Genomic DNA, 21,889 nt, shown 5'->3' with positions numbered 1-21,889 from the left:
GAGCGATTCACCGTGACCATCACCCAGCCCGACCTCAGCGTCTTCGAAACCCTGGAGTCCGAGGTGCGCAGCTACTGCCGCGGCTGGCCCACCGTCTTCGACACCGCGCGTGGCAGCGTGATGTACGACGAGGACGGGCACCGGTACCTCGACTTCTTCGCCGGCGCCGGCTCACTCAACTACGGCCACAACAACCCCGTCCTGAAACGGGCGTTGGTGGACTATCTGCTGCGCGACGGGGTCACCCACGGCCTCGACATGTCCACCACGGCCAAGCGGTCCTTCCTGCGGGCCTTCCAGGACCTGGTGCTCAGGCCGCGCGACCTGCCGTACAAGGTCATGTTCCCGGGGCCGACCGGCACGAACGCCGTGGAGTCCGCGCTGAAGCTGGCGCGGAAGGTGAAGGGGCGCGAGGCGATCGTGTCGTTCACCAACGCCTTCCACGGGATGTCCCTGGGCTCCCTCGCCGTGACCGGCAACGCCTTCAAGCGCGCCGGTGCGGGGATTCCGCTGGTGCACGGCACGCCGATGCCGTTCGACAACTACTTCGACGGCACGGTCCCCGACTTCCTGTGGTTCGAGCGGCTGTTGGAGGACCAGGGGTCCGGGCTCAACAAGCCGGCCGCCGTGATCGTGGAGAGCGTGCAGGGCGAGGGCGGCATCAACGTCGCGCGTCCGGAGTGGCTGCGGGCACTCGCCGAGCTGTGCGAGCGCCAGGACATGCTGCTGATCGTCGACGACATCCAGATGGGCTGCGGCCGTACCGGCGCGTTCTTCTCCTTCGAGGAGGCCGGGATCGTGCCCGACATCGTCACGGTGTCGAAGTCCATCAGCGGCTACGGACTGCCCATGTCGCTGTGCCTGTTCAAGCCCGAGCTGGACATCTGGGAGCCGGGCGAGCACAACGGCACCTTCCGCGGCAACAACCCCGCGTTCGTGACGGCCACCGCCGCCCTGGAGACGTACTGGGCCGACGGCTCCGCCATGGAGAAGCAGACCCGGGCGCGCGGCGAGCAGGTCGAGCAGGAGCTGATCGCCGTCACCGAGGAGAACCTGGCCGACGTCAAGGAGTACCGGGGGCGGGGGCTCGTGTGGGGCCTGGAGTTCCACGACAAGGCGCGGGCCGGGCGGATCGCGCGGCGCGCCTTCGAACTCGGGCTGCTCATCGAGACGTCGGGCCCGGAGGGCGAGGTCGTCAAGCTGCTGCCCGCCCTCACCATCACCCCGGACGAACTGGACGAGGGGCTGAGCATCGTCGCCCGCGCCGTCCGGGAAACCATCTGATCCATCCAGCCAGGAGGAAGTGCACCACCGTGATCGTCCGTTCGTTCAAGGAGATCGAAGGCACCGACCGGCACATCAAGTCGGCGTCCGGCACCTGGGAGAGCAAGCGCATCGTCCTCGCCAAGGAGCGGGTCGGCTTCTCCCTCCACGAGACCGTCCTGTACGCCGGGACGGAGACGTCGATGTGGTACGCCAACCACATCGAGGCGGTCGTCTGCGTGGAGGGGGCGGCCGAACTCACCGACCACGAGACCGGGAAGACGTACACGATCACTCCCGGGACCATGTACCTCCTCGACGGGCACGAGCGGCACACACTGCGCGTCCAGGAGGACTTCCGCTGCGTCTGCGTGTTCAACCCGCCCGTGACCGGGCGGGAGGACCACGACGAGAACGGCGTCTATCCGCTGCTGACCGAGCCCGAGGGAGTGTGACCACCGTGACTGTCACCGATCTCTACCCCAGCCGCGGCCCCGTCGAGGTGTCCGTCCCGCGCAAGGACCCGGTCGTCTGGGGCTCCCCGGACACCCCCGGCCCGATCCCGACGGCGGACCTCCAGACGTACGAGCGTGACGGCTTCCTCGCCATCGAGCAGCTGATCGCGGACGACGAAGTCGCCGTCTACCGGCAGGAGTTGGAGCGGCTGGTCGGCGATCCGGCGATCCGCGCCGACGCACGCTCCATCGTCGAGCCGAAGTCGAAGGAGATCCGCTCCGTCTTCGAGGTGCACCGGATCAGCGAGGTGTTCGCGAACCTGGTGCGCGACGAGCGGGTCGTCGGGCGGGCCCGGCAGATCCTCGGCTCGGACGTGTATGTCCACCAGTCCCGGATCAACGTCAAGCCGGGTTTCGGGGCGAGCGGCTTCTACTGGCACTCGGACTTCGAGACCTGGCATGCCGAGGACGGGCTGCCGAACATGCGGGCCGTGTCGGTGTCGATCGCGCTGACCGAGAACTTCGACACCAACGGCGGGCTCATGATCATGCCGGGCTCGCACCGCACGTTCCTCGGGTGCGCGGGAGCCACGCCCGAGGACAACTACAAGAAGTCGCTGCAGATGCAGGACGCGGGCACGCCGTCCGACGAGGCGCTCACGACGATGGCGAACGAGTACGGCATCAAGCTGTTCACCGGGAAGGCCGGTTCGGCGACCTGGTTCGACTGCAACTGCATGCACGGCTCCGGCGACAACATCACGCCGTTCCCGCGCAGCAACGTGTTCATCGTGTTCAACAGCGTGGAGAACGCGGCGGTGGAACCGTTCGCGGCGCCGGTGCGGCGGCCGGAGTTCATCGGGGCGCGGGACTTCACGCCTGTCAGGTGAGAACGGCTACAGCCACGCGAGTGACGCCGCGCGCTCCAGTACGTTCCGTACGGCGCCGGCGTCGCCGGATTCGCCCCGCGGCACCTCGCGGGGCGAGTAGCGGCCACCGACGAGCAGGCAGAAGTCGACCGGATCCAGGGCGAGTTCGGCCCGCACCGGTTCGTCCTCGGAGCCCAGGACCCATTCGTCGCCGCCGGTCACCGCGAGGAGGACCGGCGGCTCGGTGGGTCCGAGGGCCGCGCCGAGGATACGGACGGCGAGGCGGACCTGCTGCCAGAGGTGTTCCTCGGGCGGTGGCGACACGGACAGGCCCAGGGCGCGGCCGATGTCGTCGGTGTGGATCCACGTCTCGAAGGCGCGCACGACGAAGTGGTCGGCGACCGGCAGCCGCGCGCCCATCACCGTCTCGGCGCGGGCCGCGAGCACGGGATCGCGGGCCTCGGGCGTGCCGAGCAGCGCATGCGCCTGCGCGGACCACGCGGCGACGGTCTCCCGCGGGCTGCGTCCGTGCTCGTGGGCGATCACATCGGCGGTCCGCAGGTTCCAGGCGGCCACCCAGTCCGCGCCCTCCGTGCGGGACGGCGGCACCCGGCTGTCCAGGCCGAGCAGCAGGGCCAGGTGCTCGTCGGCGGCGAGGAGGTGGGCAACAGTGGCCTGTACGTCCCAGTCGTGCACGACGGGTGTGCCCCACCGCCCCTCGGCCTCGACCAGAAGGGCGGTCAGCCCGGAGACGGCCGCGGCGTAGGGAGCGGCATGCGCGGCGACGTGCGGCACGGCGGGCCGGCGCGCGGTGAGGGCGGCCGACAGCACGGAGGTGCCGGACGTCACGCCACCGTTCGGCTCCGGTGCGTCCGGTGCCGCCCCGTCGAGGAGCCGTACCGTCTCCCGCAGCAGTTCCGCCTCCGCCGCGCAGGTCTCGCAGTCCGCAAGGTGGGGTGGGATCTTCTTGCGTTCGTCGGGCGGGAGCGCACCGAAGGCCCAGGCGGCCAGCAGGTCCCGTACGTCGTCGTGTTCAGCGGTCACCGGACGCCTCCTTCCCATTTCATCATGCGCCCCTTTCCAGTGCCGGGTCCGGCGGGTCGGCCAAAGTCTCGGCCAAGGTGCGCAGCGCCGTGCGCAGCCGGGTCTTGGCGGTGCCCTCCGGAATGCCCAGCTCCACCGCGGCCTGCCGGTAGGTGCGGCCCGCGAAGTAGGCGAGATGGACCACCTCCCGCTGGGGCTCGGGGAGTTCGGCGAGGGCGGTGTGCAGCAGGAGAGAGCGTTCGCGGTCGACGACGGTCTCGTCCGGGCCGGGGCCGGGCTCCGGGATGGCGTGCAGCACGTCGTCGTCGGCGCGGACGTCCTTGCGGTGCCGCGCCTCACGGCGCACCCAGTCCACGGCCCGACGGTGGGCGAGCATGGACAGCCAGGTGCGCAGCGAGCCACGGCGCGCGTCGTAGGCGTACGGCCTGCCCCACAGGTGGGCGAAGACCTCCTGTGCCACGTCCTCGGCGGCGGCCGGGCTGCGGGTGACGCGCAGGGCGACCCGGCGCACCAGCTCGCCGTACTCCGCGTACGCCTCGGCCAGCGCGCGCTCGTCGCCGTACACCAGCCGCCGGTGCAGACCGGCGTCGGCGGACGACGACTTGTCCGTCTCGTGTACGGGTTCCGTCACCGGGAAAACCACCCCCGGTGACTTTCCTAGCGTCCCGGGCGGGCCCGCGCCAGTGGGTTCAGCCGGAAAGCACGTCCAGCAGGCGGTCGACGTCGGCCGGCGTGTTGTAGAGGTGGAAGGAGGCGCGCAGGTTGCCCGCGCGGTTGGACACCTCGATGCCCGCCCGGCCCAACTCGGGCTGCCGGTGGCCGAGCCCGGGCACGGAGACGATCGCGGAGCCGGGTGCGGGCAGGGCCTGGTGGCCGAGCGTGCCGAGTCCGGCGCGGAAGCGGTCGGCGAGGGCCAGATCGTGGGCGTGGACGGCGGCCACGCCGAGTTCCTCGATCAGCGCGAGGGAGCGGCGCAGCCCGGCGTAGGTGAACAGGGCGGGACTGACGTCGAACCGGCGGGCGGAGTGGGCGAGTTCCTGGACGGGGCCGTAACAGCTGTCCCAGGGTTTCTCCGCACCGACCCAGGTCGCGAGCAGCGGCGTCAGCCCGCCGAAGTCCTCCGGTACGACGAGGAAGGCGGCCCCGTGCGGGCCGAGCAGCCACTTGAAGGTGGTGGAGACCGTGAAGTCGTACGCCCCGGCGTCCATCGGGAGCCAGCCCGCGGCCTGGGAGAAGTCGATGTAGGTGCGCGCCCCGTGGGTCTGCGCCGCCTCGCGCAGCGCGGGCAGGTCGGCGATCCGCCCGTCGGCGGACTGGGCGGCGCTCACGGCGACGAGTGCGGTGCCGGGGCGGACGGACTCGGCCAGCCGCTCCAGCGGTACGGCGCGCACCTTGAGGTCGCCGCGGACGTAGAAGGGGTTCACCACGGAGGTGAATTCGTCCTCGGCGGTGAGGACTTCGGCGCCCGGCGGCAGCGCGGCCGCGACCAGTCCGGTCTGGGCTGCGACCGAAGGGCCCGCGGCCACCCGGGCGACGGGGACGCCGGCCAGCCGGGCGAAGGAGGCGCGGGCGAGTTCGACGTCCTCCCACAGCGGGTCCAGCGGCCTGCCCTCAGCCCGGAGCACCACGGCCTCCTGCAGGGCGGCGACGGTGCGGGCCGGGAGCAGTCCGCTGCTCGCGGTGTTCAGAAAGGTGTTCTTCGGGGCGAACTCGGCGCGGACGAGGCTCTCGAAGGTCTCCATGGGACCACTCTGCGGCCCGGGGAAGTCCCCGTCCATTGCGGATTTCTACGTGGATCCGCCAAGGAACGCTTATATGTACGCGCCGATCAGCGCTTTCTCAGTGCTGCGGGACCGCGCACCCGTCCGGGCCACAGGCCTCGGCGTCACCCTGGTCGACGATCTTCAGCGGGGAGTGCTCGCCCCACGCCTGGGTGAGCGCCTGCGTGAAGACCTCGGCGGGCTGGGCGCCGGAGACGCCGTACTTCCGGTCGAGGACGAAGAACGGCACACCGTTCGCGCCGAGTTGGGCGGCCTCGCGCTCGTCGGCGCGGACCTCGTCGGCGTAGGCGGCCGGGTCGGCGAGGACCTTGCGGGCGGCGTCGGCGTCCAGGCCGGCTTCGACGGCGAGCGCCACGAGCCGCTCGTCGCCCTCGCTGAAGACGGACCGTTCCTCGGCGAAGTTCGCCCGGTACAGGATCTGGATCAGCTCGTCCTGCCTGCCCTGCTCCTTGGCGAAGTGCAGCAGGCGGTGCATGTCGAAGGTGTTGCCGTGGTCGCGATCGCGCGTGCGGTAGTCGAGGCCCTCGGCCGCGGCCTGCGCGCCCAGGTTCTCCTCGCCGGCCCGGGCCTGCGCCTCGCTCATGCCGTACTTCTTGGTGAGCATCGTCAGCACGGGCTGGACGTCGCCCTTGGCGCGCCCGGGGTCCAGCTCGAAGGAACGGTGGACCACCTCGACCTGCTCACGGTGCGGGAAGGCCGCGAGCGCCTTCTCGAAGCGGGCCTTGCCCACATAGCACCATGGGCAGGCGATGTCGCTCCAGATCTCGACGCGCATGTCTTCGGCTCTCTCCAGGTCGAACGGGGACGGAGACATTCCCCGTCGACTGAGTGAGCGTTCACATGGCTCGTTTCATTCCCCGGTCACCGTGTACCGCAGATACCGGTGGTGGTCGTCCGGGGCGGGCGGCTGCTCGGGGTCCGGGATCCAGCCCTGGCGGGCGTAGAAGGCCTGGGCGCGCTCGTTGTCCACGTGCACGTCGAGCACGGCGGTCCGCTTGCCGTCGGCCCGCCACTCCTCGACGCAGGCCGTGTGCAGGGCCGTACCGATGCCGGAGCGCCAATGGTCGGGGTCGACGTGGAACTGGTACAGCTTGATCGTTTCCGCGGAGGCGCCCTCCGGGGTGCGGAAGGAGGCGAGCGCGACGATCCGGCCCTGTTCGACCACGCACAGCACATGTCCGTCGGGCCGCTCGATGGCGCCCCGCCAGGCGGCGGACCAGTCGGATCCGTCGTCGGGGAGGCCGTTCGGGTAGTACGTCGACCGGGCTCGCGCATGCAGTGCGGCGACGGTCTCCGCCTCGGCGGACAGGACGGTGCGGATCACGCGGTGTCCGGTGAGTCGGTCACTGATCATGAAACGGAGGACGTGAGAGGCGCCGTTCCGGTTCCCGGCCGGTGGCCCTCTCGCCTCAACTTCCGTCCCGCAGGTCGCTCGGCCAGGCGGGCCTGAACTCGATGTGGTCGTACGTCACGACGCAGCCCGCCCCCATCGGCGACTGCGTCAGAAAACCGACCAGCGCCGCGTCCGTCTCCTTCTCCGTGCCCAGTGTGAACAGCCGTACGAAGGTCCAGCGTGCCCCGTCCCGGGAGGCGTGGAAGGCGAAGGCCCGACCGGTGCGGCTGATCCGCAGCCACACGGAACTGCCGTCCACGGTGAAGGAGTTGGCGTCGTCGGAGTGACCCCGGGTGACCACCGTGCAGACGGTCGGTACGTCCGGGGAGTACTCCAGACAGAGCTTGGCCCAGGCCCGGTCACCGACATGGACGTACAGCACCCCCGCGTCGAAGGCGGCGGCGAACCCGACGGTGACCTGGGCGATCAGCTGAAAGTCACCCTCGGGCGCCCCGAGCAGCCGGGGCGCGTCGGAGGCCGGGTCGAGGGCCTCCCCAGTGGGCGACACGAACCGATCCTGCCGGGCCCCGGCCCACCCGGTGAGCACACCGCCCTCGTAGGACCAGTTGCCGTTGGGGCCGTAGGTACGGAGGGGGAAAGGCAGTTCGGGAAGTTCGAGGTCCATGGACAGATGCTCTCAGGCCGGCATCGACGCGCCCCGAAGGGGCGCGGGGAACTGCGCGATCAACCACAACGAACCCGCACCGCGCGCACCACCGCACCCCCTAGGGTGCTACCGCTCCAGAACCCCATTGAACCGACGAGGAAGCCCCAGCGGGTTGTCGTCCTGCAGTTCCGGCGGAAGAAGAGCGACCGGCGCCCCCTGATACGTCACGGGCCGCAGCCACCGCTCGATCGCCGTACCTCCCACGGACGTCGACGTCGAGGTGGTCGCCGGATACGGCCCACCGTGGTGCTGGGCCGGGGCGACCGCAACCCCCGTCGGCCACCCGTTCACGAGCACACGACCGGCAAGCGGCGTCAGCTCCGCCAGAATCTCACGGCCACGCCCCTCCCCCGCCGCCTCCTCGGCAGAGAGATGCACCGTCGCCGTGAGGTTCCCCGGCAGCCGCGACAGCACAGCCGTCGCCTCGCTCTCGTCCTCGTAACGCACGACGACCGTCACCGGCCCGAAGCACTCCTCGAGAAGCAGGTCGTACGCCCCCGCCTGCGCCAGCCTGCTCGCCGGCACCGTCAGGAATCCCGGGCTCACCGTGTGCTCGCTGCCCGCGCCCGGCGTCACCGGGGACTCCACGCCGTCCAGGCCGACGCGCTCGGCGACCCCGGCGATGAAGTTGTCCCGCATGCGGTGGTCGAGGAGGACCCCGGCGTCGGTGTCGCTGACGGCGTCGGTCAGGGACTTCACCAGCTGGTCACCGGCCGCGCCGGAGGGCGCGAGGACCAGGCCCGGCTTCACGCAGAACTGGCCGACGCCCAGCGTCATCGACCCGGCGAGCCCGGCACCGATGGCCTCCGCGCGCTCGGCCGCGGCCGCCTCGGTCACCACGACGGGGTTCAGCGACCCCAGCTCACCGTGGAACGGGATCGGCACCGGCCGCGCGGCCGCCGCGTCGAAGAGGGCACGCCCGCCCCGCACGGAACCGGTGAACCCGGCCGCCGCGACCAGCGGGTGCTTGATCAGCTCGATGCCTGCCTGGAAGCCGTGGACCAGGCCGACGACGCCCTCGGGGATGCCGTGCTCGGCGGCGGCCCGGCGCATCACCTTGGCGACCAGCTCGGACAGCGCCGGGTGGTCGGGGTGGGCCTTGACGACCACCGGGTTGCCGGCGGCCAGCGCGCTCGCGGTGTCGCCGCCGGCGACCGAGAAGGCGAAGGGGAAGTTGGACGCCGAGTAGACGGCGACGACGCCCAGGGGCACCTTGTAGCGGCGCAGGTCCGGGATCGGCGGGGTCGCGGTGGCGTCGGGGTGGTTGATGATGACGTCGAGGAAGGCGCCCTCGTCGACTATGTCGGCGAAGGCCCGCAACTGGTAGGTCGTGCGGGCGAGTTCTCCCGTCAGCCGGACCGGGCCCAGGGCGGTCTCCGCGTCGGCGGCCTCGACCAGCTGCTCCTTGGCCGCGTCCAGGCCCGCCGCGGCGGAGCGCAGGAAGGCCGAGCGGACCGTGCGGTCGGTGAGGGAGCGACGGGCGGCGTGGGCCGCGCGGACGTTGGCGTCCACCTCCTCGGCCGTGGCCTCCACCGCAACCTGTTCCCGCTGCTTCCCGGTACGCGGGTCGACACTCCAGACTGGTGCTGCTGCCACCGCGAGTCCCTTCACATGTATTGCCGGCTCTTGCCGCAGTATCTGGGTCACTCACCAGGGTCGTTCGATATACTGAACGCTGTCTCTGATGATGAATACGCTCTCGGAGACTATATCTTCAGGTTCTCGTCGAACGAAGGGGTCAAGGGCGATGTCGGCAGGCGAGACAGGCGGCGGAGCGCAGGTCAAGTCCGCGGTGCGGACCGTTGAGTTGCTCGAGTACTTCGCCGGCCGTCCCGGTATGCACTCCCTCGCGGCGGTCCAGGAGGCCGTCGGGTACCCCAAGTCCAGCCTCTACATGCTGCTGCGCACCCTCGTGGAGCTGGGCTGGGTGGAGACGGACGCAACGGGCACGCGGTACGGCATCGGGGTGCGGGCACTGCTCGTGGGCACCTCGTACATCGACGGCGACGAGGTCGTGGCGGCGGCCCGCCCGACCCTGGACCGCCTCTCCGACGACACCACGGAGACCATCCACCTCGCCCGTCTCGACGGCACGAACGTGGTCTACCTCGCCACCCGCCAGTCGCAGCACTACCTGCGCCCCTTCACCCGCGTCGGCCGCCGACTGCCCGCCCACTCCACGTCGCTGGGCAAGGCGCTGCTCGCCACCCACACCGACGAACAGGTCCGCAAACTGCTGCCGGAGACGCTGCCCGCGCTGACCGAGCACACGATCACCGACCGGGAGAAGCTCATCGAGGAGCTGCACCAGGTGCGGGAGCAGGGTTTCGCCGTCGACCGCGAGGAGAACACGCTGGGGCTGCGCTGCTTCGGTGTCGCGATCCCGTATCGCACCCCGGCCCGTGACGCGATCAGCTGCTCGGTGCCGGTGGCCCGGCTGACCCCCGCCCACGAACAGATGATCAAGGACGCGCTGTTCGACGCGCGGGACCGGCTGACGCTGGCCACCCGGAGGCTGTGAGCGGCACGGGTTTTTTGAACGCCGGATGAGAAGACGGGGCGTACGGGAACGATTGCCCCCTGCAGCTCGTCTTCTCGTTCGGGATGAACAAGACGATCAGGCGGGCATCCGTCTTCGCGCTGCTGCTCGTGCTCGCTCTGCTGGTCAGGGCGACTTGGGTGCAGTTCTACGACGGCAAGGCCCTCGCGGACGACACGGACAACCGGCGCAACGCGATCGAGACGTACGCGGGACCGCTCGGGAACATCGTCGTGGCCGGGGATTCGATCACCGGCTCGGCGCGGACGACGGGCGGCGACCTCGCGTACAAGCGCACGTACACCGACGGCAGGCTGTACGCGGCGGTGACGGGCTATGCCTCGCAGAGCTACGCCCCGACCCAGCTCGAAGGCATCTACCAGGACCTGCTCAACGGCACGGACAGCCGGCTGAAGACGGTCATGGACACGGTCACCGGTGAGCGCGCCGACCCGGGTGACGTGGTCACGACGATCGACCCGGCCGTGCAGAAGGCGGCGTACGACGCGCTCGGCGGCAAGAAGGGCGGCGCCGTCGCCATCGACCCGAAGACCGGCAGGATCCTCGCGGCCGTGTCGACCCCGTCGTACGACCCGTCCTCGCTGACCGACGCCAACACGGCCGGGGCGGCCTGGAAGCGGCTCAACGCGGACTCCGACAAACCGCTGACCAACCGTGCGCTGCGACAGCCACTGCCGCCGGGCTCGACGTTCAAGCTGGTCGTGGCGGCGGCCGCCCTGGAGGACGGGCTGTACGGGAACGTGGACGAACACACCGTGAGCCCCGACCCGTACACACTGCCGGGCTCGACCAAGGTCCTGGCGAACGAGAACCGGTCCGCACCCTGCGAGAACGCCACGATCCGCGTCGCCCTTCGGTACTCCTGCAACAACGTCTTCGCGAAGATGGCCGTCGACCTGGGCCAGGACAAGGTGCGGGCGATGGCCGAGAAGTTCGGCTTCGACGACGACAAGCTGGACGTGCCGGTGCGGGCCTACACCAGCGTCTACCCCTCGGACATGGACAAGGCCCAGACCGCCCTGAGCGGCATCGGCCAGTTCGACGTCACCGCGACCCCGCTCCAGATGGCCATGGTGTCGGCCGCCATAGCCAACGGCGGCAAGCTGGTCTCGCCGCACATGGTCGCGCAGATCACCGACAGCGGCGGCGACGTGCTGAAGAACTACGACGACAGCACGGACACCAAGGAGATCGTCAGCTCCTCCACCGCCGAGCAGCTGCGCTCGGCGATGGAGACGGTCGTCAATGACGGCACGGGTACGAATGCCCGGATCGCCGGCGTCACGGTGGGCGGCAAGACGGGCACGGCCCAGCACGGCGAGAACAACAGCAAGACGCCGTACGCCTGGTTCACGTCGTACGGCAAGTCGGACTCGACGGGCAAAGAGGTCGCGGTGGCGGTGATGGTGGAACAGTCGGACGCGGCGAGGTCGGAGGTCAGCGGCAACGGCCTGGCGGCGCCGGTGGCGAGGGCGATGATGAAAGCGGCGCTCACCTAAGCGCCCCGAAAGGGGCGCGGGGCTGTATCGATATGCGGCTCCGCCGCGCGGGCGCGACCAGCCACAACGAACCGGCAGCCGGTCGCGCGGCGCACGTCACTTCACCCCAAGAATCTGCTCCACAGGATCAATGGCGAAGTACACCAGGAACAAGGCAGAAACCACCCACAACAGCCAGCTGACCTGCTTCGCCTTCCCGAGCACCGCCTTGATCACCACGTAGGAAAGAAAACCCGCCCCGATCCCGTCAGTGATCGAGTACGTGAACGGCATCGCGGCGATAGTAAGAAACGCCGGGATCGCGATCTCGAACCGGTCCCAGTCGATGTGCTTGACGTGCGTCATCATCAGGAACCCCACGGCGATCAGAGCGGGCGCCGCCGCCTGCAACGGCACGATGGTCAGCAGCGGCGTCAGGAACAGGGCAAGCCCGAACAGCCCGCCGGTGATCAGATTCGCGAACCCGGTCCGCGCCCCCTCGCCGACCCCCGCCGCCGACTCGATGTACGCGGTGTTGGAGGACGCGGAACCCACACCACCGGCCACCGCCGCCGCGCCGTCGATGAACAGCACACGCCCGATGTTCGGCACCTGGCCCTTGTCGTCGAGCAGCCCCGCCTCCGCACTGATGCCGACGATCGTGCCCATGGCGTCGAAGAAGTCCGACAGGATCAGGGTGAAGACGAGCAGCACGGCGGTGAGCACACCCGCCTCGGCGAAGCCGCCGAACAGGCTGAAGTGACCGAAGAGTCCGAAGTCCGGGGTGTCCACGACCTTGTCGGGCACCTTCGGGGTGGTCAGGCCCCAGCTCTTGATGTCGGCGACGGCGTCGATGACGATGGCGACGACGGTCATCGTGATGATGCTGATGAGGATCGCGCCCTTCACCTTGCGTGCGAGCAGCGCGATGGTCAGCAGCACACCGAGACAGAACACGAGGACGGGCCATCCGGTGAGCCGTCCCACGGCACCGAGTTGCACGGGCACGGTGGTGTTGGCGGCGTCGGGGATACGGCTGACGAACCCTGCGTCGACGAAACCGATGAACGCGATGAACAGGCCGATGCCGACGCCGATCGCCTGCTTCAGCTGCTGTGGGATCGCGTTCATGATCGCTTCGCGGAGCCCGGTGAGGACCAGCACACAGATCACGACGCCCTCGATGACGACGAGACCCATGGCGTCGTCCCAGCTCATCAGCGGCGCCAACTGGAAGGCCACGACGGCGTTGAGGCCGAGGCCGGCGGCGATGGCGAGCGGGAGGTTGCCGCCGACGCCCATGATGACGGTCATCACACAGGCCACCAGGGCGGTGGCGGTGACCAGTTGACCGGTGTCGAGCTGATGGCCGAACTTGTCCTTGGCGCTGCCCAGGATGATCGGATTCAGGACAAGGATGTACGCCATCGTGAAGAACGTGGCGAAGCCGCCGCGTATCTCGCGGCCGAAGGTGGAGCCCCGTTCGGAGATCCTGAAGTACCGGTCGACGCTGTTCGACCCGGGTGGCGGGGCACTTGGCCGGCCGGCCACCGTCTGCGTCTCGGACATGGTCGTACTCCTCGTTGCCTGAGTGATCGGTGCGCGGATGCTGGCTGGATTGTGCCCGCGTCGCACCTGTTTCAGGTTTTCCCCGTGTTACGGAATCGGGCTCAGCCCGCGTACGGGTCCGCGACCTTGCCCGGCCGGGCCAGGAACGCGAAATCGCAGCCGGTGTCGGCCTGGGTGATCTGTTCGGTGTAGAGCGCGCCGTAGCCGCGCTCGTAGCGCTCGGGCGGCGGCGTCCACGCCGCCGTGCGCCGCGCCAACTCCTCGTCGTTCACGTTAAGTTGGAGCAGCCGTGCGGCGACATCGAGGGTGATGGAGTCGCCCGTGCGCACCAGGGCCAGCGGTCCCCCGACGTACGACTCGGGTGCCACGTGCAGGACGCAGGTGCCGTAACTCGTCCCGCTCATGCGGGCGTCGGAGATCCGCACCATGTCCCGCACGCCCTGCTTGAGCAGGTGGTCGGGGATCGGCAGCATGCCGTACTCGGGCATGCCGGGACCGCCCTTGGGTCCGGCGTTGCGCAGCACGAGCACGCTGTCGGCGGTGATCCCGAGGTCGGGGTCGTTGATGGTCCGCTGCATCGCCTTGTAGTCGTCGAAGACGACGGCCGGGCCGGTGTGTTCGAGCAGCTGCGGTTCGGCGGCGATGTGCTTGATGACGGCGCCGTCCGGGCAGAGGTTGCCGCGCAGCACGGCGACCCCGCCCTCGCTCGCGACCGGGTTGCCGCGGGGCCGTATGACGTCGTCGTCGTGCACGCGGGCGCCGGTGAGCTGTTCGCGCAGGGTGTCGTGCGAGACCGTCGGGCGGTCCAGGTGCAACAGGTCCGCGATGCGGGAGAGGAACCCGGGCAGGCCCCCCGCGAAGTGGAAGTGCTCCATGAGGTACGTCTGTCCGCCGGGCCGTACGTTGGCGAGTACCGGGACCGTGCGGGCGATGCGGTCGAAGTCGTCCAGCGTGAGCCGCACGCCGGCCCGGCCCGCCATGGCGATCAGATGGATCACCGCGTTGGTCGAACCGCCGAGGCCGAGCACGGTGGTGACCGCGTCCTCGAACGCCTCGCGGGTGAGGATGTCGGACAACTTCCGGTCCCGGTGCACCAGTTCGACGATGCGCAGACCGGACGCGGCGGCCATCCGGTCGTGCCCCGAGTCCACGGCCGGGATGCTGGACGCGCCCGGCACGGTCACACCGAGGGCCTCGGCTGCTGCGGTGAGCGTGGAGGCCGTGCCCATGGTCATGCAGTGGCCGGGCGAACGGGCCAGACCGCTCTCCAGCTCCGTCATCTCGCAGTCGCCGATGAGTCCGGCGCGCCTGTCGTCCCAGTACTTCCACATGTCGGTGCCGGAGCCCAGGACTTCTGAGCGCCAGTGGCCGGGCAGCATGGGCCCGGCGGGCACGAACACCGTCGGCAGGTCGACGCTCGCGGCACCCATGAGCAGGGCGGGGGTCGACTTGTCGCAGCCGCCGAGCAGCACGGCGCCGTCGACGGGGTAGGACCGCAGCAGTTCCTCGGTCTCCATGGCGAGGAGGTTGCGGTAGAGCATCGGGGTCGGCTTCTGGAAGGTCTCGCTGAGGGTGGAGACCGGGAACTCCAGCGGGAAGCCGCCCGCCTGCCACACCCCGCGCTTCACGGCCTGGGCGCGGTCGCGCAGATGGACGTGGCAGGGGTTGATGTCGGACCAGGTGTTGAGGACGGCGATCACCGGCTTGCCCAGGTGTTCCTCGGGCAGATAGCCGAGCTGGCGGGTGCGGGCCCGGTGGCTGAAGGAGCGCAACCCGTCGGTGCCGTACCACTGATGGCTTCTGAGCTCTTCCGGCGACTTCATATCGGCCATCCGGCGGCGATGGCGGCGACCTCGGCGCGTGCTTCCTGAGGGAGCACGCGGCTCGGCGGGCGGACGTCGCGGCGGCACAGGCCGAGGGAGGCGAGGGCCTCCTTGACGACGGTGACGTTGTCGGCGGAGCCGTTCGCGGCGCGCAGTTCCTCGAAGCGGCGGATCTGCTCCCAGACCTTCATGGCGGCCGGGTAGTCGCCGGATCGAAGCGCTTCGATCATGTTCAGCGAGACGGCGGGGGCGACGTTCACGAGTCCGGAGGTGAAGCCGGTGGCGCCCGCGGAGAAGTACGAGGGGGCGTACGGCTCGGCGAGACCGGCGACCCAGACGAACCGGTCGAGTCCCGCGTCCCGGGAGAACGCCGCGAACCTGGCGGCGTCCGGGACGGCGTACTTGACGCCGATGACGTTCGGGCAGGCGTCGGCGAGTTCGGCGAGGCGGGCGCCGGTCAGCTGGGCGTTGCGGAGGTAGGGGACGACGCCCAGTTCGGGGACTGCCTCGGCGATGGCGCGGTGGTAGTCGACCCAGCCGCTCTGCGAGACGTAGGGGTGGACGGGCTGGTGGATCATCACCATGCCGGCGCCGAGCGTACGGGCGTGGCGGGCGGCGGCGACGGCGGTGGGGATGTCGTGTCCGACGCCGACGAGGACAGCCGCTCGGCCCCCGACCTCGTCGACGGTCAGCTCGGTGACGAGGCGACGCTCCTCGGGGGTGAGGGCGTAGAACTCGCCGGTGTTGCCGTTGGGGGTCAGGGTGGTGATCCCGCCGTCGAGGAGCCGGCGCAGCAGGGCGCGGTGGGCGTCCTGGTCGACGCCGCCGTCCTCGGCGAACGGGGTCACCGGGATAGCCACCACGTCGGCCAGGGCCGCCCGCTGGGTCTCGAACGCCGCACCGCTCATGCCCGGCCCTCCCGCGCCTCGGGGAACGCGCGCTGCACGAAGGACGCGATGTGGGCGTGGAGTGCGCTCGCGGCGCCCTCCGCGTCGCCCTCCAGGGCGAGCCGCAGGATCTCGCGGTGCTCGTCGGCCTCCCGCTGCCAGGAGGGGTCGGCGGACCATGCGACGGTGGAGACGAGCGCGGCCTGGTCACGGACCTCGTCGAGCACCCGGCCGAGCAGCGGGTTGCCGCACGGCAGGTAGAGGGCGCGGTGGAACTCGCGGTTGGCGAGGGAGCGTTCGGCGGTGTCGTCGGCTTGGTCGGCGCGGGTCAGCGCGTCGCGGGCGGCGTCGAGGGAGGCTCCGCGCCGGACGGTGCGCCGCAGCGCCTCGGGTTCGAGGAGCAGGCGTACGTCGTAGACCTCGCGCGCCATGTCCGCGTCCACCATGCGCACGGTGACGCCCTTGTACTGGCTCATCACGACCAGTCCGGTCCCGGCCAGGGTCTTGAGCGCCTCGCGCACCGGGGTCTTGGACACCCCGTACTGCGCGGCGAGTTCGGTCTCGACCAGGGCCTGACCCGACGTCAGCTGCCCGGTGAGGATGCGGTGTTTGATCGCGTCCAGCACGTATTGCGTGCGGGACGGGATCGAGGTGGGCACAGAGGTCATGCGCGCCTCTCGGATATCACGTCTCATATATGACGTACGAAGTACGACGCGATGAAGGTAGGAGGGCGCCAGGGGTTCGTCAATGCTTCTGACAAAGGGAGTTGGTGCACCGGACGCGAGGGTCCGGGCGAGGTCACGGCCTCCAGTCCGGGTCGCGGCCGCTCAGGCCGACCGCGCGGTCCAGGAGTGGTGCTTCGTCCGGGACGGGGACGATCGGGCCGAAGATGCCGCCGCCCCGGCTGGGGTCGTCGGCCGCGGCGCGAAGGAAGGCGTACGACGCCTCCAGGGCGGCCGGGTCGGGCTCGTAGGGCTGGCCGGTGGCGCGGGCCAGGTCCCACCCGTGGATCACCAGTTCGTCGGCGGCGACGGCGGCCGCGACCGCGCCGGGCAGGTTCACGCCACCCGCGCGGGTCATGCCGGTCCAGGCGTCCGGGTCGCGCCACGCCTCGGCGAGTGCGTCGAGGGCCCGGGGCAGCTCCTCGCGCCAGCCGGGGCCGATGTCCGGCGCCGCGGCGTCGGGAGCGCTGTTGGTCGTGACGCCGAGGTCCTTGCGGCCGGCGTCACGGAAGGCCACCGACAGCCCTGTCAGATGCCCCAGCATGTTGCGCACCGCGCAGTCCGGACACGCCGTCGCCACCGCGAGCTGTTCGTCGGTCACGCCCTCGGCGAGCCGCGCGACGACACGGGCCTGCGGGCCGAGGTCGAACATCGTGCCAGTACTCATGACAGCCTCCTCCAGGATTCGGGTCCCCTTCAGGAGGTAGACCGGCAGCTGCCGGGAAACTCATCGGTACGGAAAGGTCCGCACGAACGGTCGTCACGCGAGCTGTCCCAGCGCTCGCGTCCGAGGCACCTGCCCCATGCGGGGCCGTACGCCTTAGCCGCACGATGACCGGGCATGACGACTTCCTGGACGGTGACGCGCGTGCTGCGGGACCGCAACGCGGCGCTGTATCTCACGGGCGTGGTGGTGTCCGGCTTCGGGACCTCCTCGCTGTGGCTGGCGTCGGGCGTGTGGGTCAAGGACCTCACCGGCTCGAACGGCCTGGCCGCGCTGTGCCTGCTCGCGATGTGGGCGCCGACCCTGGCCGGCCCGGCGCTGGGCACGCTCGCGGACCGCGTCCGCCGAAGGCCGCTGCTCATCGCCGTGAACCTGGGCCTGGCCGCCCTCCTGCCGACCCTCTTCGCCGTCGACTCGCCGGACGGTCTGTGGCTGCTGTTCACCGTCCTGTTCGCGTACGGCGCGGCCGGCGTCGTGAGCGAGGCGGCCGAGTCGGCCCTGCTCGCCGCCGCCGTCGGCCCGGACCTCCTCGGTGACCTCAACGGCCTGCGCACGTCCGCCACCGAGGGCATGAAGCTGGTCGCCCCGCTGACGGGGGCGGGCCTCTACGCGGCGTACGGCGGCGCGAGCGTCGCCCTCCTGGACGCCGTCACCTTCGTTCTGGCAGCAGGGCTGTGCGCGCTCCTCCGCATCCACGAGGAGCGGCCCCGGCCGTCCGCGGGCGGCTGGCGGGAGCAGACCCGGGAGGGCGTACGGCACCTGTGGGCGCACCCCGTGCTGCGCCCCTTGGTGCGGGCGGCCGGTACGACGATGTTCTTCGCCGCCCTGAACGGCACGACGACCTACGCCGTCGTGGACGCCCTCGGCCGCTCCCCCGCGTACGCGGGTGTGCTGTACGCCGTCCAGGGCGCCGGCTCGGTAGCGGTCGGACTGGTCTCCGGGCCCGCGCTGCGGCGGCTCGGCGCGCGGCGGTTCGCGGCGTACGGCATCGCCCTCACGGCGCTGGCGGTGGCCGCGCGGGCGGTCCCGTCCGAGCCGGTGGCACTGGCGTGCGGCGCGGCGAGCGGCCTGGGGCTGCCCTGCGCGCTGATCGCCGCGTTCACCGCCGTACAGCGCGAGACACCGGCTGACCTGCTGGGCCGTACGGCCGCCACCGCGAGCACGCTGGTCTTCGCCCCGAACGTGATCGGGCTGACCGCGGGTGCCGGTCTGGTCGAACTGGTCGGCCTCCGGCTGCTGCTGGTCCTGTACGGGCTCGGCCTGCTGACGACGGCCGCCATGCTCGCTCAGAGCCGCGCCAGCGCCTCCCGCACCGCCGCCAGGTCCCCGTCCGATGCCAACCCGGCGTGATACATCCGCAGTTCGGTCGCCCCGATCTCCCGGGCCATGGCCGCTTCCGTCGCCAGGGTGCCGGGGCTGCCGCCCATCCCGGAGACCACCGTGAAGTTGGCGGCCAGCACGGTGTTCTCCCGTGCCTGTTCGGCGAAGGGTGCCAGCAGGGTCGTACCGCCCGTGCAGGGCACGACCACGCCGTCCGCGACGGACAGGATGTGCGCGGGATCGACACCCGCGTTGGCGCCGCAGTGGTACGGCACCGGGTCCGCGTGCAGCAGCACCTGGAAGCCGTCCGGCGCCGCCGCGCGGACCGCGGCGACGGCCGCCTCCTGGAGCGTACGGGCGGTCGTGTCGCGCCATGCGCGCGTGGCGGCGGCCGACGCCTCGCCGAGCAGCTTCTGCACGCCCGGCCAGCCCCCGTCGTCGGGCGCGCCCCGCCACAGCGGCTCCAGGGCGGCGCGCACGGAAGCGGCCAACTCGTCCGGGTCCAGGCCATGTTCCGCGTACCCCGCCCGGCAGTGCGGGCAGAAGCACAGGGACATCAGATACTGCCCGGCGTCCCCGAGGCCGACCCCGCCGGTCTTGTCGTGGGCGTGCAGATGCGCCAGTCCGTACCAGCCGAGGGACTCCAGTTCCGTGCCCCGCGCGCCCGGTCGTACGGCGGCCTCGGCGGCCAGGTCGACCAGGTACGCGCGCGTGGCGGGCTGGGCGATGCAGGGCGCCCAGGGGTAGCGGTCGCCGTAGGCGTTGACGACGGAGGTGCCCGGATGTTCGGCGCCCAGGCGGGAGTTGTGCGCCAGGACGACCCAGGTGTGCACTTCCAGTCCGGCGCGCGCCAGCGCCTCGGCCGCCTCGCCGTACGCGTCGCCGGGCGCCCAGTCCCCCGCCGGGTACGGGCGTATCGCGCGGCCCGTCCAGTGGTCGCCGGCGGGGTAGAGCACGGCCGCGTGCTCGGCGGTGACGATGCGGTGGCGGGGGTGGCGCGGGGTCAACGCGCGCGTGGAGTGGTAGGCGGCGGCGAGGGTCACCTGGGCGGTGCCGAGTTCGGCGATCCGGGCCGGTGCCTGCGGGTCGCCGCACACGTCCCAGGGGTAGACGAACGCCGACGCCTTCACGCGTCCTCCTCGAGCAGCGCGTACCCGCGCTCGATGATCTGGGCGAGCTGCTTGACGTGGTCCTCGCTCGGCTCGTGCAGCGGCGGCCGGACCTCGCCGACGTCCAGACCGCGCAGCCGTACACCCGCCTTGACGAGGGCGACGGCGTAGCCGCGGCCCTGGGCGCGCAGTTCGACGAACGGGCGGTAGAAGCCGTCCAGGAGGCGGTGCGCGGTGGACTCGTCACCCTCGCGCAGGGCCCGGTGGAAGGCGAGGGCGATCTCGGGGGCGAAGCAGAACACGGCGGAGGAGTAGAGGGTGATGCCGAGGGCGCGGTAGGCGAGCTGGGTCTGCTCGGCGGTGGGCAGGCCGTTGAAGTACATGAAGTCGCCCGGGAATTCGGTGCGTACGGCGCTGACGATCCGCTGCATCAGGTCGAGGTCGCCGAGTCCGTCCTTGAAGCCGATGATCCCGTCGGTGCGGGCGAGTTCGACCACCGTCGGCGGGGTGAACGCCGCGTTGTCGCGCTGGTAGACGATCACGGGCAGGTCGGTGGCCGCGGCGATCTCCTGGTAGTGCCGCAGCAGGCCCTCCTGGCCGGCGACCACGAGATAGGGCGGCATGGCGAGCAGGCCGTCGGCGCCAGCCGCCTGCGCGAGGCGCGCGTAGCGGACGGCGAGCGCGGTGCCGTACCCGGCGCCCGCGACGACCGGCACCCGTCCCTCGGTCGCCTCCACGGCCGCGCGGACGCAGGCCTCGAACTCCTCGGGCAGAAGCGCGTGGAACTCCCCGGTGCCGCAGCAGGCGAACACGGCGGCGGCGCCCGCCTCCACCCCGCGGCGCACATGTGCGCGGTGGACGTCGAGGTCCACGGAGCCGTCGGGGCCGTAGGCGGTGACGGGGAAGAACAGCGGCCCGCTGGGGTTGCGGAGTCGAGCGGCGAGAGGGGCTGACGTCACGGGCGCTCCCTGTCGGTGCACGTTCATGATTGGCGTCTATATTTCTGAACGCCGCCACGCTACGTGGCGCACTCGGGACGGGTCAAGCAGACAATGCACCAATCACGCGAGCGGATTCCCCCACTCCACGCGACACTTGACTAGCCGCGCCACCGCTCCTTAGCGTGTCCATGGATGTGAATAGCGTCCGCGTATGCGGCCGCTGACTCAAGGAGACCGAGGATGACCGCTCCCCGCACCGTTCTGCTCACCGGCGCCGCCGGCGGGCTCGGCACCCTGATGCGGTCCCTGCTCCCGGAGTACGGCTACACACTGCGCCTGTTCGACGTGCGCCCCATCGAGGGCGAACCGGACGCGATCACCGCGGACCTCTCGGACCGGGACGCGCTGCGCGAGTCCGTGCGGGGCGTCGACGCGGTCCTCCATCTCGCGGGCATCTCCCTCGAGGCACCCTTCGAGAAGATCCTCAGGGCGAACATCGAGGGCACCTACAACCTCTACGAGGCGGCCCGCGAGGAGGGCGTGCCCCGGATCGTCTTCGCCTCCTCCAACCACGCGGTCGGCTTCACCCCGGCCCCCCGCGGCGACGACCCGCTGATCCCCATCGACGCTCCGCGCCGCCCGGACACCTTCTACGGCCTGTCCAAGTCCTTCGGCGAGGACCTCGCCCAGCTCTACTGGGACAAGCACGGCGTGGAGACCGTCTCTGTGCGCATCGGCTCCTGCTTCGCCGCGCCCACCAGCGTGCGTATGCTCTCGGTGTGGATGAGCCCGGCCGACGGAGCCCGCCTCTTCCACGCGGCCCTGACCGCCGAGCACGTCGGCCACACCGTCGTCTACGGCTCCTCCGCCAACACACGCCTGTGGTGGGACCTGACGACCGCGCGGGCGCTCGGGTACGAGCCGCAGGACGACTCCGAGCCGTACGCCGACAAGCTCATCGCCGAGCAGGGCGAACTGGACCCGGAGAACCCCGCCCACAGCCATCTGGGCGGCCACTTCGTGAACGACCCGCCGATCTGGCCGTACTGAGCGACGCCGCCGTTCGGCGGAAAACGATCGCCCAAGAGGCGGGCGGGCACCGATCGGGCCCGCCCGCCCTCTCATTCGGGCAAGAAGGCTGCCCGCTCCCGCCTCCCGTGGCACAGCCACGCAGGTCCGAGGCGGGCACTCCGCTCGGTGAACGGGCACATACGGGCAGCATCGGGCCCGCAACAGACCTGGTCAGCCCCGCACGCCCGCTGTAGAACTTCCCCCAAGAGT

The 21,889-nt window shown here is 70.9% G+C and carries 21 protein-coding genes; 7 read left to right on the top strand and 14 right to left on the bottom strand.

Going from position 1 to position 21,889, the window contains the following annotated elements; all coding sequences use genetic code 11:
* Positions 1-12: 12 nt before the first annotated feature.
* The 3 genes from ectB to thpD are packed head-to-tail and all read left to right on the top strand — an operon-like array spanning position 13 to position 2,608.
* Entirely contained in the window at positions 13-1,284 is a 1,272-nt protein-coding gene (gene ectB, locus ACFYXB_RS29265) for a diaminobutyrate--2-oxoglutarate transaminase (RefSeq protein ID WP_389587408.1), read from the top strand.
* 29 nt (positions 1,285-1,313) lie between these two features.
* The gene (locus ACFYXB_RS29260; protein ID WP_389587406.1) at positions 1,314-1,718 is read left to right on the top strand and encodes an ectoine synthase; all 405 of its coding nucleotides are present in this window, start codon (positions 1,314-1,316) and stop codon (positions 1,716-1,718) included.
* On the top strand, positions 1,715-2,608 hold the full coding sequence (thpD, locus tag ACFYXB_RS29255; RefSeq protein WP_389587405.1) for an ectoine hydroxylase: 894 nt from the start codon (positions 1,715-1,717) through the stop codon (positions 2,606-2,608). Before ACFYXB_RS29260 ends, thpD begins: the two co-directional genes overlap by 4 nt.
* A 6-nt stretch (positions 2,609-2,614) precedes the next feature.
* On the opposite strand, the gene ACFYXB_RS29250 is transcribed toward thpD, so the two are convergent.
* From ACFYXB_RS29250 to ACFYXB_RS29220, 7 genes are all read right to left on the bottom strand, one after another.
* Entirely contained in the window at positions 2,615-3,631 is a 1,017-nt protein-coding gene (locus ACFYXB_RS29250; RefSeq protein ID WP_389587403.1) for a zf-HC2 domain-containing protein, read from the bottom strand.
* A 22-nt stretch (positions 3,632-3,653) separates the two neighbouring features.
* Positions 3,654-4,262 (bottom strand): sigma-70 family RNA polymerase sigma factor, encoded by a 609-nt coding sequence (locus ACFYXB_RS29245; protein WP_351356399.1) that lies wholly within the window; start codon positions 4,260-4,262, stop codon positions 3,654-3,656.
* Positions 4,263-4,320: 58 nt separating this feature from the next.
* Complete coding sequence (locus ACFYXB_RS29240) at positions 4,321-5,373, bottom strand: aminotransferase class V-fold PLP-dependent enzyme (RefSeq protein WP_389587402.1); 1,053 nt, start codon at positions 5,371-5,373, stop codon at positions 4,321-4,323.
* A 97-nt stretch (positions 5,374-5,470) separates the two neighbouring features.
* On the bottom strand, positions 5,471-6,187 hold the full coding sequence (locus tag ACFYXB_RS29235) for a DsbA family oxidoreductase (RefSeq protein ID WP_389587400.1): 717 nt from the start codon (positions 6,185-6,187) through the stop codon (positions 5,471-5,473).
* Positions 6,188-6,262: 75 nt separating this feature from the next.
* Positions 6,263-6,766 carry a GNAT family N-acetyltransferase gene (locus ACFYXB_RS29230; RefSeq protein WP_389587398.1) on the bottom strand — a complete coding sequence of 168 codons (504 nt, stop codon included), beginning with the start codon at positions 6,764-6,766 and terminating at the stop codon, positions 6,263-6,265.
* A 55-nt stretch (positions 6,767-6,821) separates the two neighbouring features.
* A complete protein-coding gene (locus ACFYXB_RS29225; protein WP_389587396.1) occupies positions 6,822-7,430 on the bottom strand; it encodes a DUF1349 domain-containing protein in 609 nt (202 codons plus the stop codon).
* A 108-nt stretch (positions 7,431-7,538) separates the two neighbouring features.
* Positions 7,539-9,068 carry an aldehyde dehydrogenase (NADP(+)) gene (locus tag ACFYXB_RS29220; RefSeq protein ID WP_389587394.1) on the bottom strand — a complete coding sequence of 510 codons (1,530 nt, stop codon included), beginning with the start codon at positions 9,066-9,068 and terminating at the stop codon, positions 7,539-7,541.
* 151 nt (positions 9,069-9,219) lie between these two features.
* On the opposite strand from ACFYXB_RS29220, the gene ACFYXB_RS29215 reads away from it, so the two are divergent.
* Positions 9,220-9,993: an IclR family transcriptional regulator gene (locus ACFYXB_RS29215; protein WP_316762132.1), complete on the top strand. Its 774-nt coding sequence runs from the start codon at positions 9,220-9,222 to the stop codon at positions 9,991-9,993.
* An 83-nt stretch (positions 9,994-10,076) separates the two neighbouring features.
* Positions 10,077-11,531, top strand: coding sequence for a peptidoglycan D,D-transpeptidase FtsI family protein (locus ACFYXB_RS29210; protein ID WP_389587392.1), 1,455 nt, complete (start codon positions 10,077-10,079; stop codon positions 11,529-11,531).
* A 96-nt stretch (positions 11,532-11,627) separates the two neighbouring features.
* On the opposite strand, the gene ACFYXB_RS29205 is transcribed toward ACFYXB_RS29210, so the two are convergent.
* From ACFYXB_RS29205 to ACFYXB_RS29185, 5 genes are all read right to left on the bottom strand, one after another.
* On the bottom strand, positions 11,628-13,079 hold the full coding sequence (locus tag ACFYXB_RS29205) for an NCS2 family permease (protein WP_389587390.1): 1,452 nt from the start codon (positions 13,077-13,079) through the stop codon (positions 11,628-11,630).
* 101 nt (positions 13,080-13,180) lie between these two features.
* Positions 13,181-14,911: an L-arabinonate dehydratase gene (araD, locus tag ACFYXB_RS29200; RefSeq protein ID WP_389587388.1), complete on the bottom strand. Its 1,731-nt coding sequence runs from the start codon at positions 14,909-14,911 to the stop codon at positions 13,181-13,183.
* Entirely contained in the window at positions 14,899-15,810 is a 912-nt protein-coding gene (locus ACFYXB_RS29195) for a dihydrodipicolinate synthase family protein (RefSeq protein ID WP_389587386.1), read from the bottom strand. Before ACFYXB_RS29195 ends, araD begins: the two co-directional genes overlap by 13 nt.
* On the bottom strand, positions 15,807-16,457 hold the full coding sequence (locus tag ACFYXB_RS29190; protein WP_389587384.1) for a GntR family transcriptional regulator: 651 nt from the start codon (positions 16,455-16,457) through the stop codon (positions 15,807-15,809). The genes ACFYXB_RS29195 and ACFYXB_RS29190 overlap by 4 nt, the downstream gene beginning before the upstream one ends.
* Positions 16,458-16,590: 133 nt before the next feature.
* On the bottom strand, positions 16,591-17,181 hold the full coding sequence (locus ACFYXB_RS29185) for a TIGR03086 family metal-binding protein (protein ID WP_389587382.1): 591 nt from the start codon (positions 17,179-17,181) through the stop codon (positions 16,591-16,593).
* 174 nt (positions 17,182-17,355) lie between these two features.
* Here ACFYXB_RS29185 and ACFYXB_RS29180 point away from each other — a divergent pair, with 174 nt between their 5' ends.
* Positions 17,356-18,588: an MFS transporter gene (locus tag ACFYXB_RS29180; protein ID WP_389587380.1), complete on the top strand. Its 1,233-nt coding sequence runs from the start codon at positions 17,356-17,358 to the stop codon at positions 18,586-18,588.
* Here the strand turns inward: ACFYXB_RS29180 and ACFYXB_RS29175 are convergent.
* Together ACFYXB_RS29175 and ACFYXB_RS29170 are read right to left on the bottom strand one after the other, a co-directional pair.
* Complete coding sequence (locus ACFYXB_RS29175; RefSeq protein WP_389587378.1) at positions 18,525-19,688, bottom strand: hypothetical protein; 1,164 nt, start codon at positions 19,686-19,688, stop codon at positions 18,525-18,527. The genes ACFYXB_RS29180 and ACFYXB_RS29175 overlap by 64 nt on opposite strands.
* The gene (locus ACFYXB_RS29170) at positions 19,685-20,626 is read right to left on the bottom strand and encodes a 5-dehydro-4-deoxyglucarate dehydratase (RefSeq protein ID WP_389587376.1); all 942 of its coding nucleotides are present in this window, start codon (positions 20,624-20,626) and stop codon (positions 19,685-19,687) included. Before ACFYXB_RS29170 ends, ACFYXB_RS29175 begins: the two co-directional genes overlap by 4 nt.
* Before the next feature lie 222 nt (positions 20,627-20,848).
* Here ACFYXB_RS29170 and ACFYXB_RS29165 point away from each other — a divergent pair, with 222 nt between their 5' ends.
* Positions 20,849-21,658, top strand: a complete 810-nt coding sequence (locus ACFYXB_RS29165) for an NAD-dependent epimerase/dehydratase family protein (protein WP_389587374.1) — start codon at positions 20,849-20,851, stop codon at positions 21,656-21,658.
* Positions 21,659-21,889 lie beyond the last annotated feature (231 nt).

This window comes from Streptomyces sp. NPDC002619 (genome assembly GCF_042889305.1).
Classification (GTDB): Bacteria; Actinomycetota; Actinomycetes; order Streptomycetales; family Streptomycetaceae; genus Streptomyces.
The sequence above is the reverse complement of the archived record's forward strand: the minus strand, read 5'-3'. Positions and strand labels throughout refer to the sequence as shown.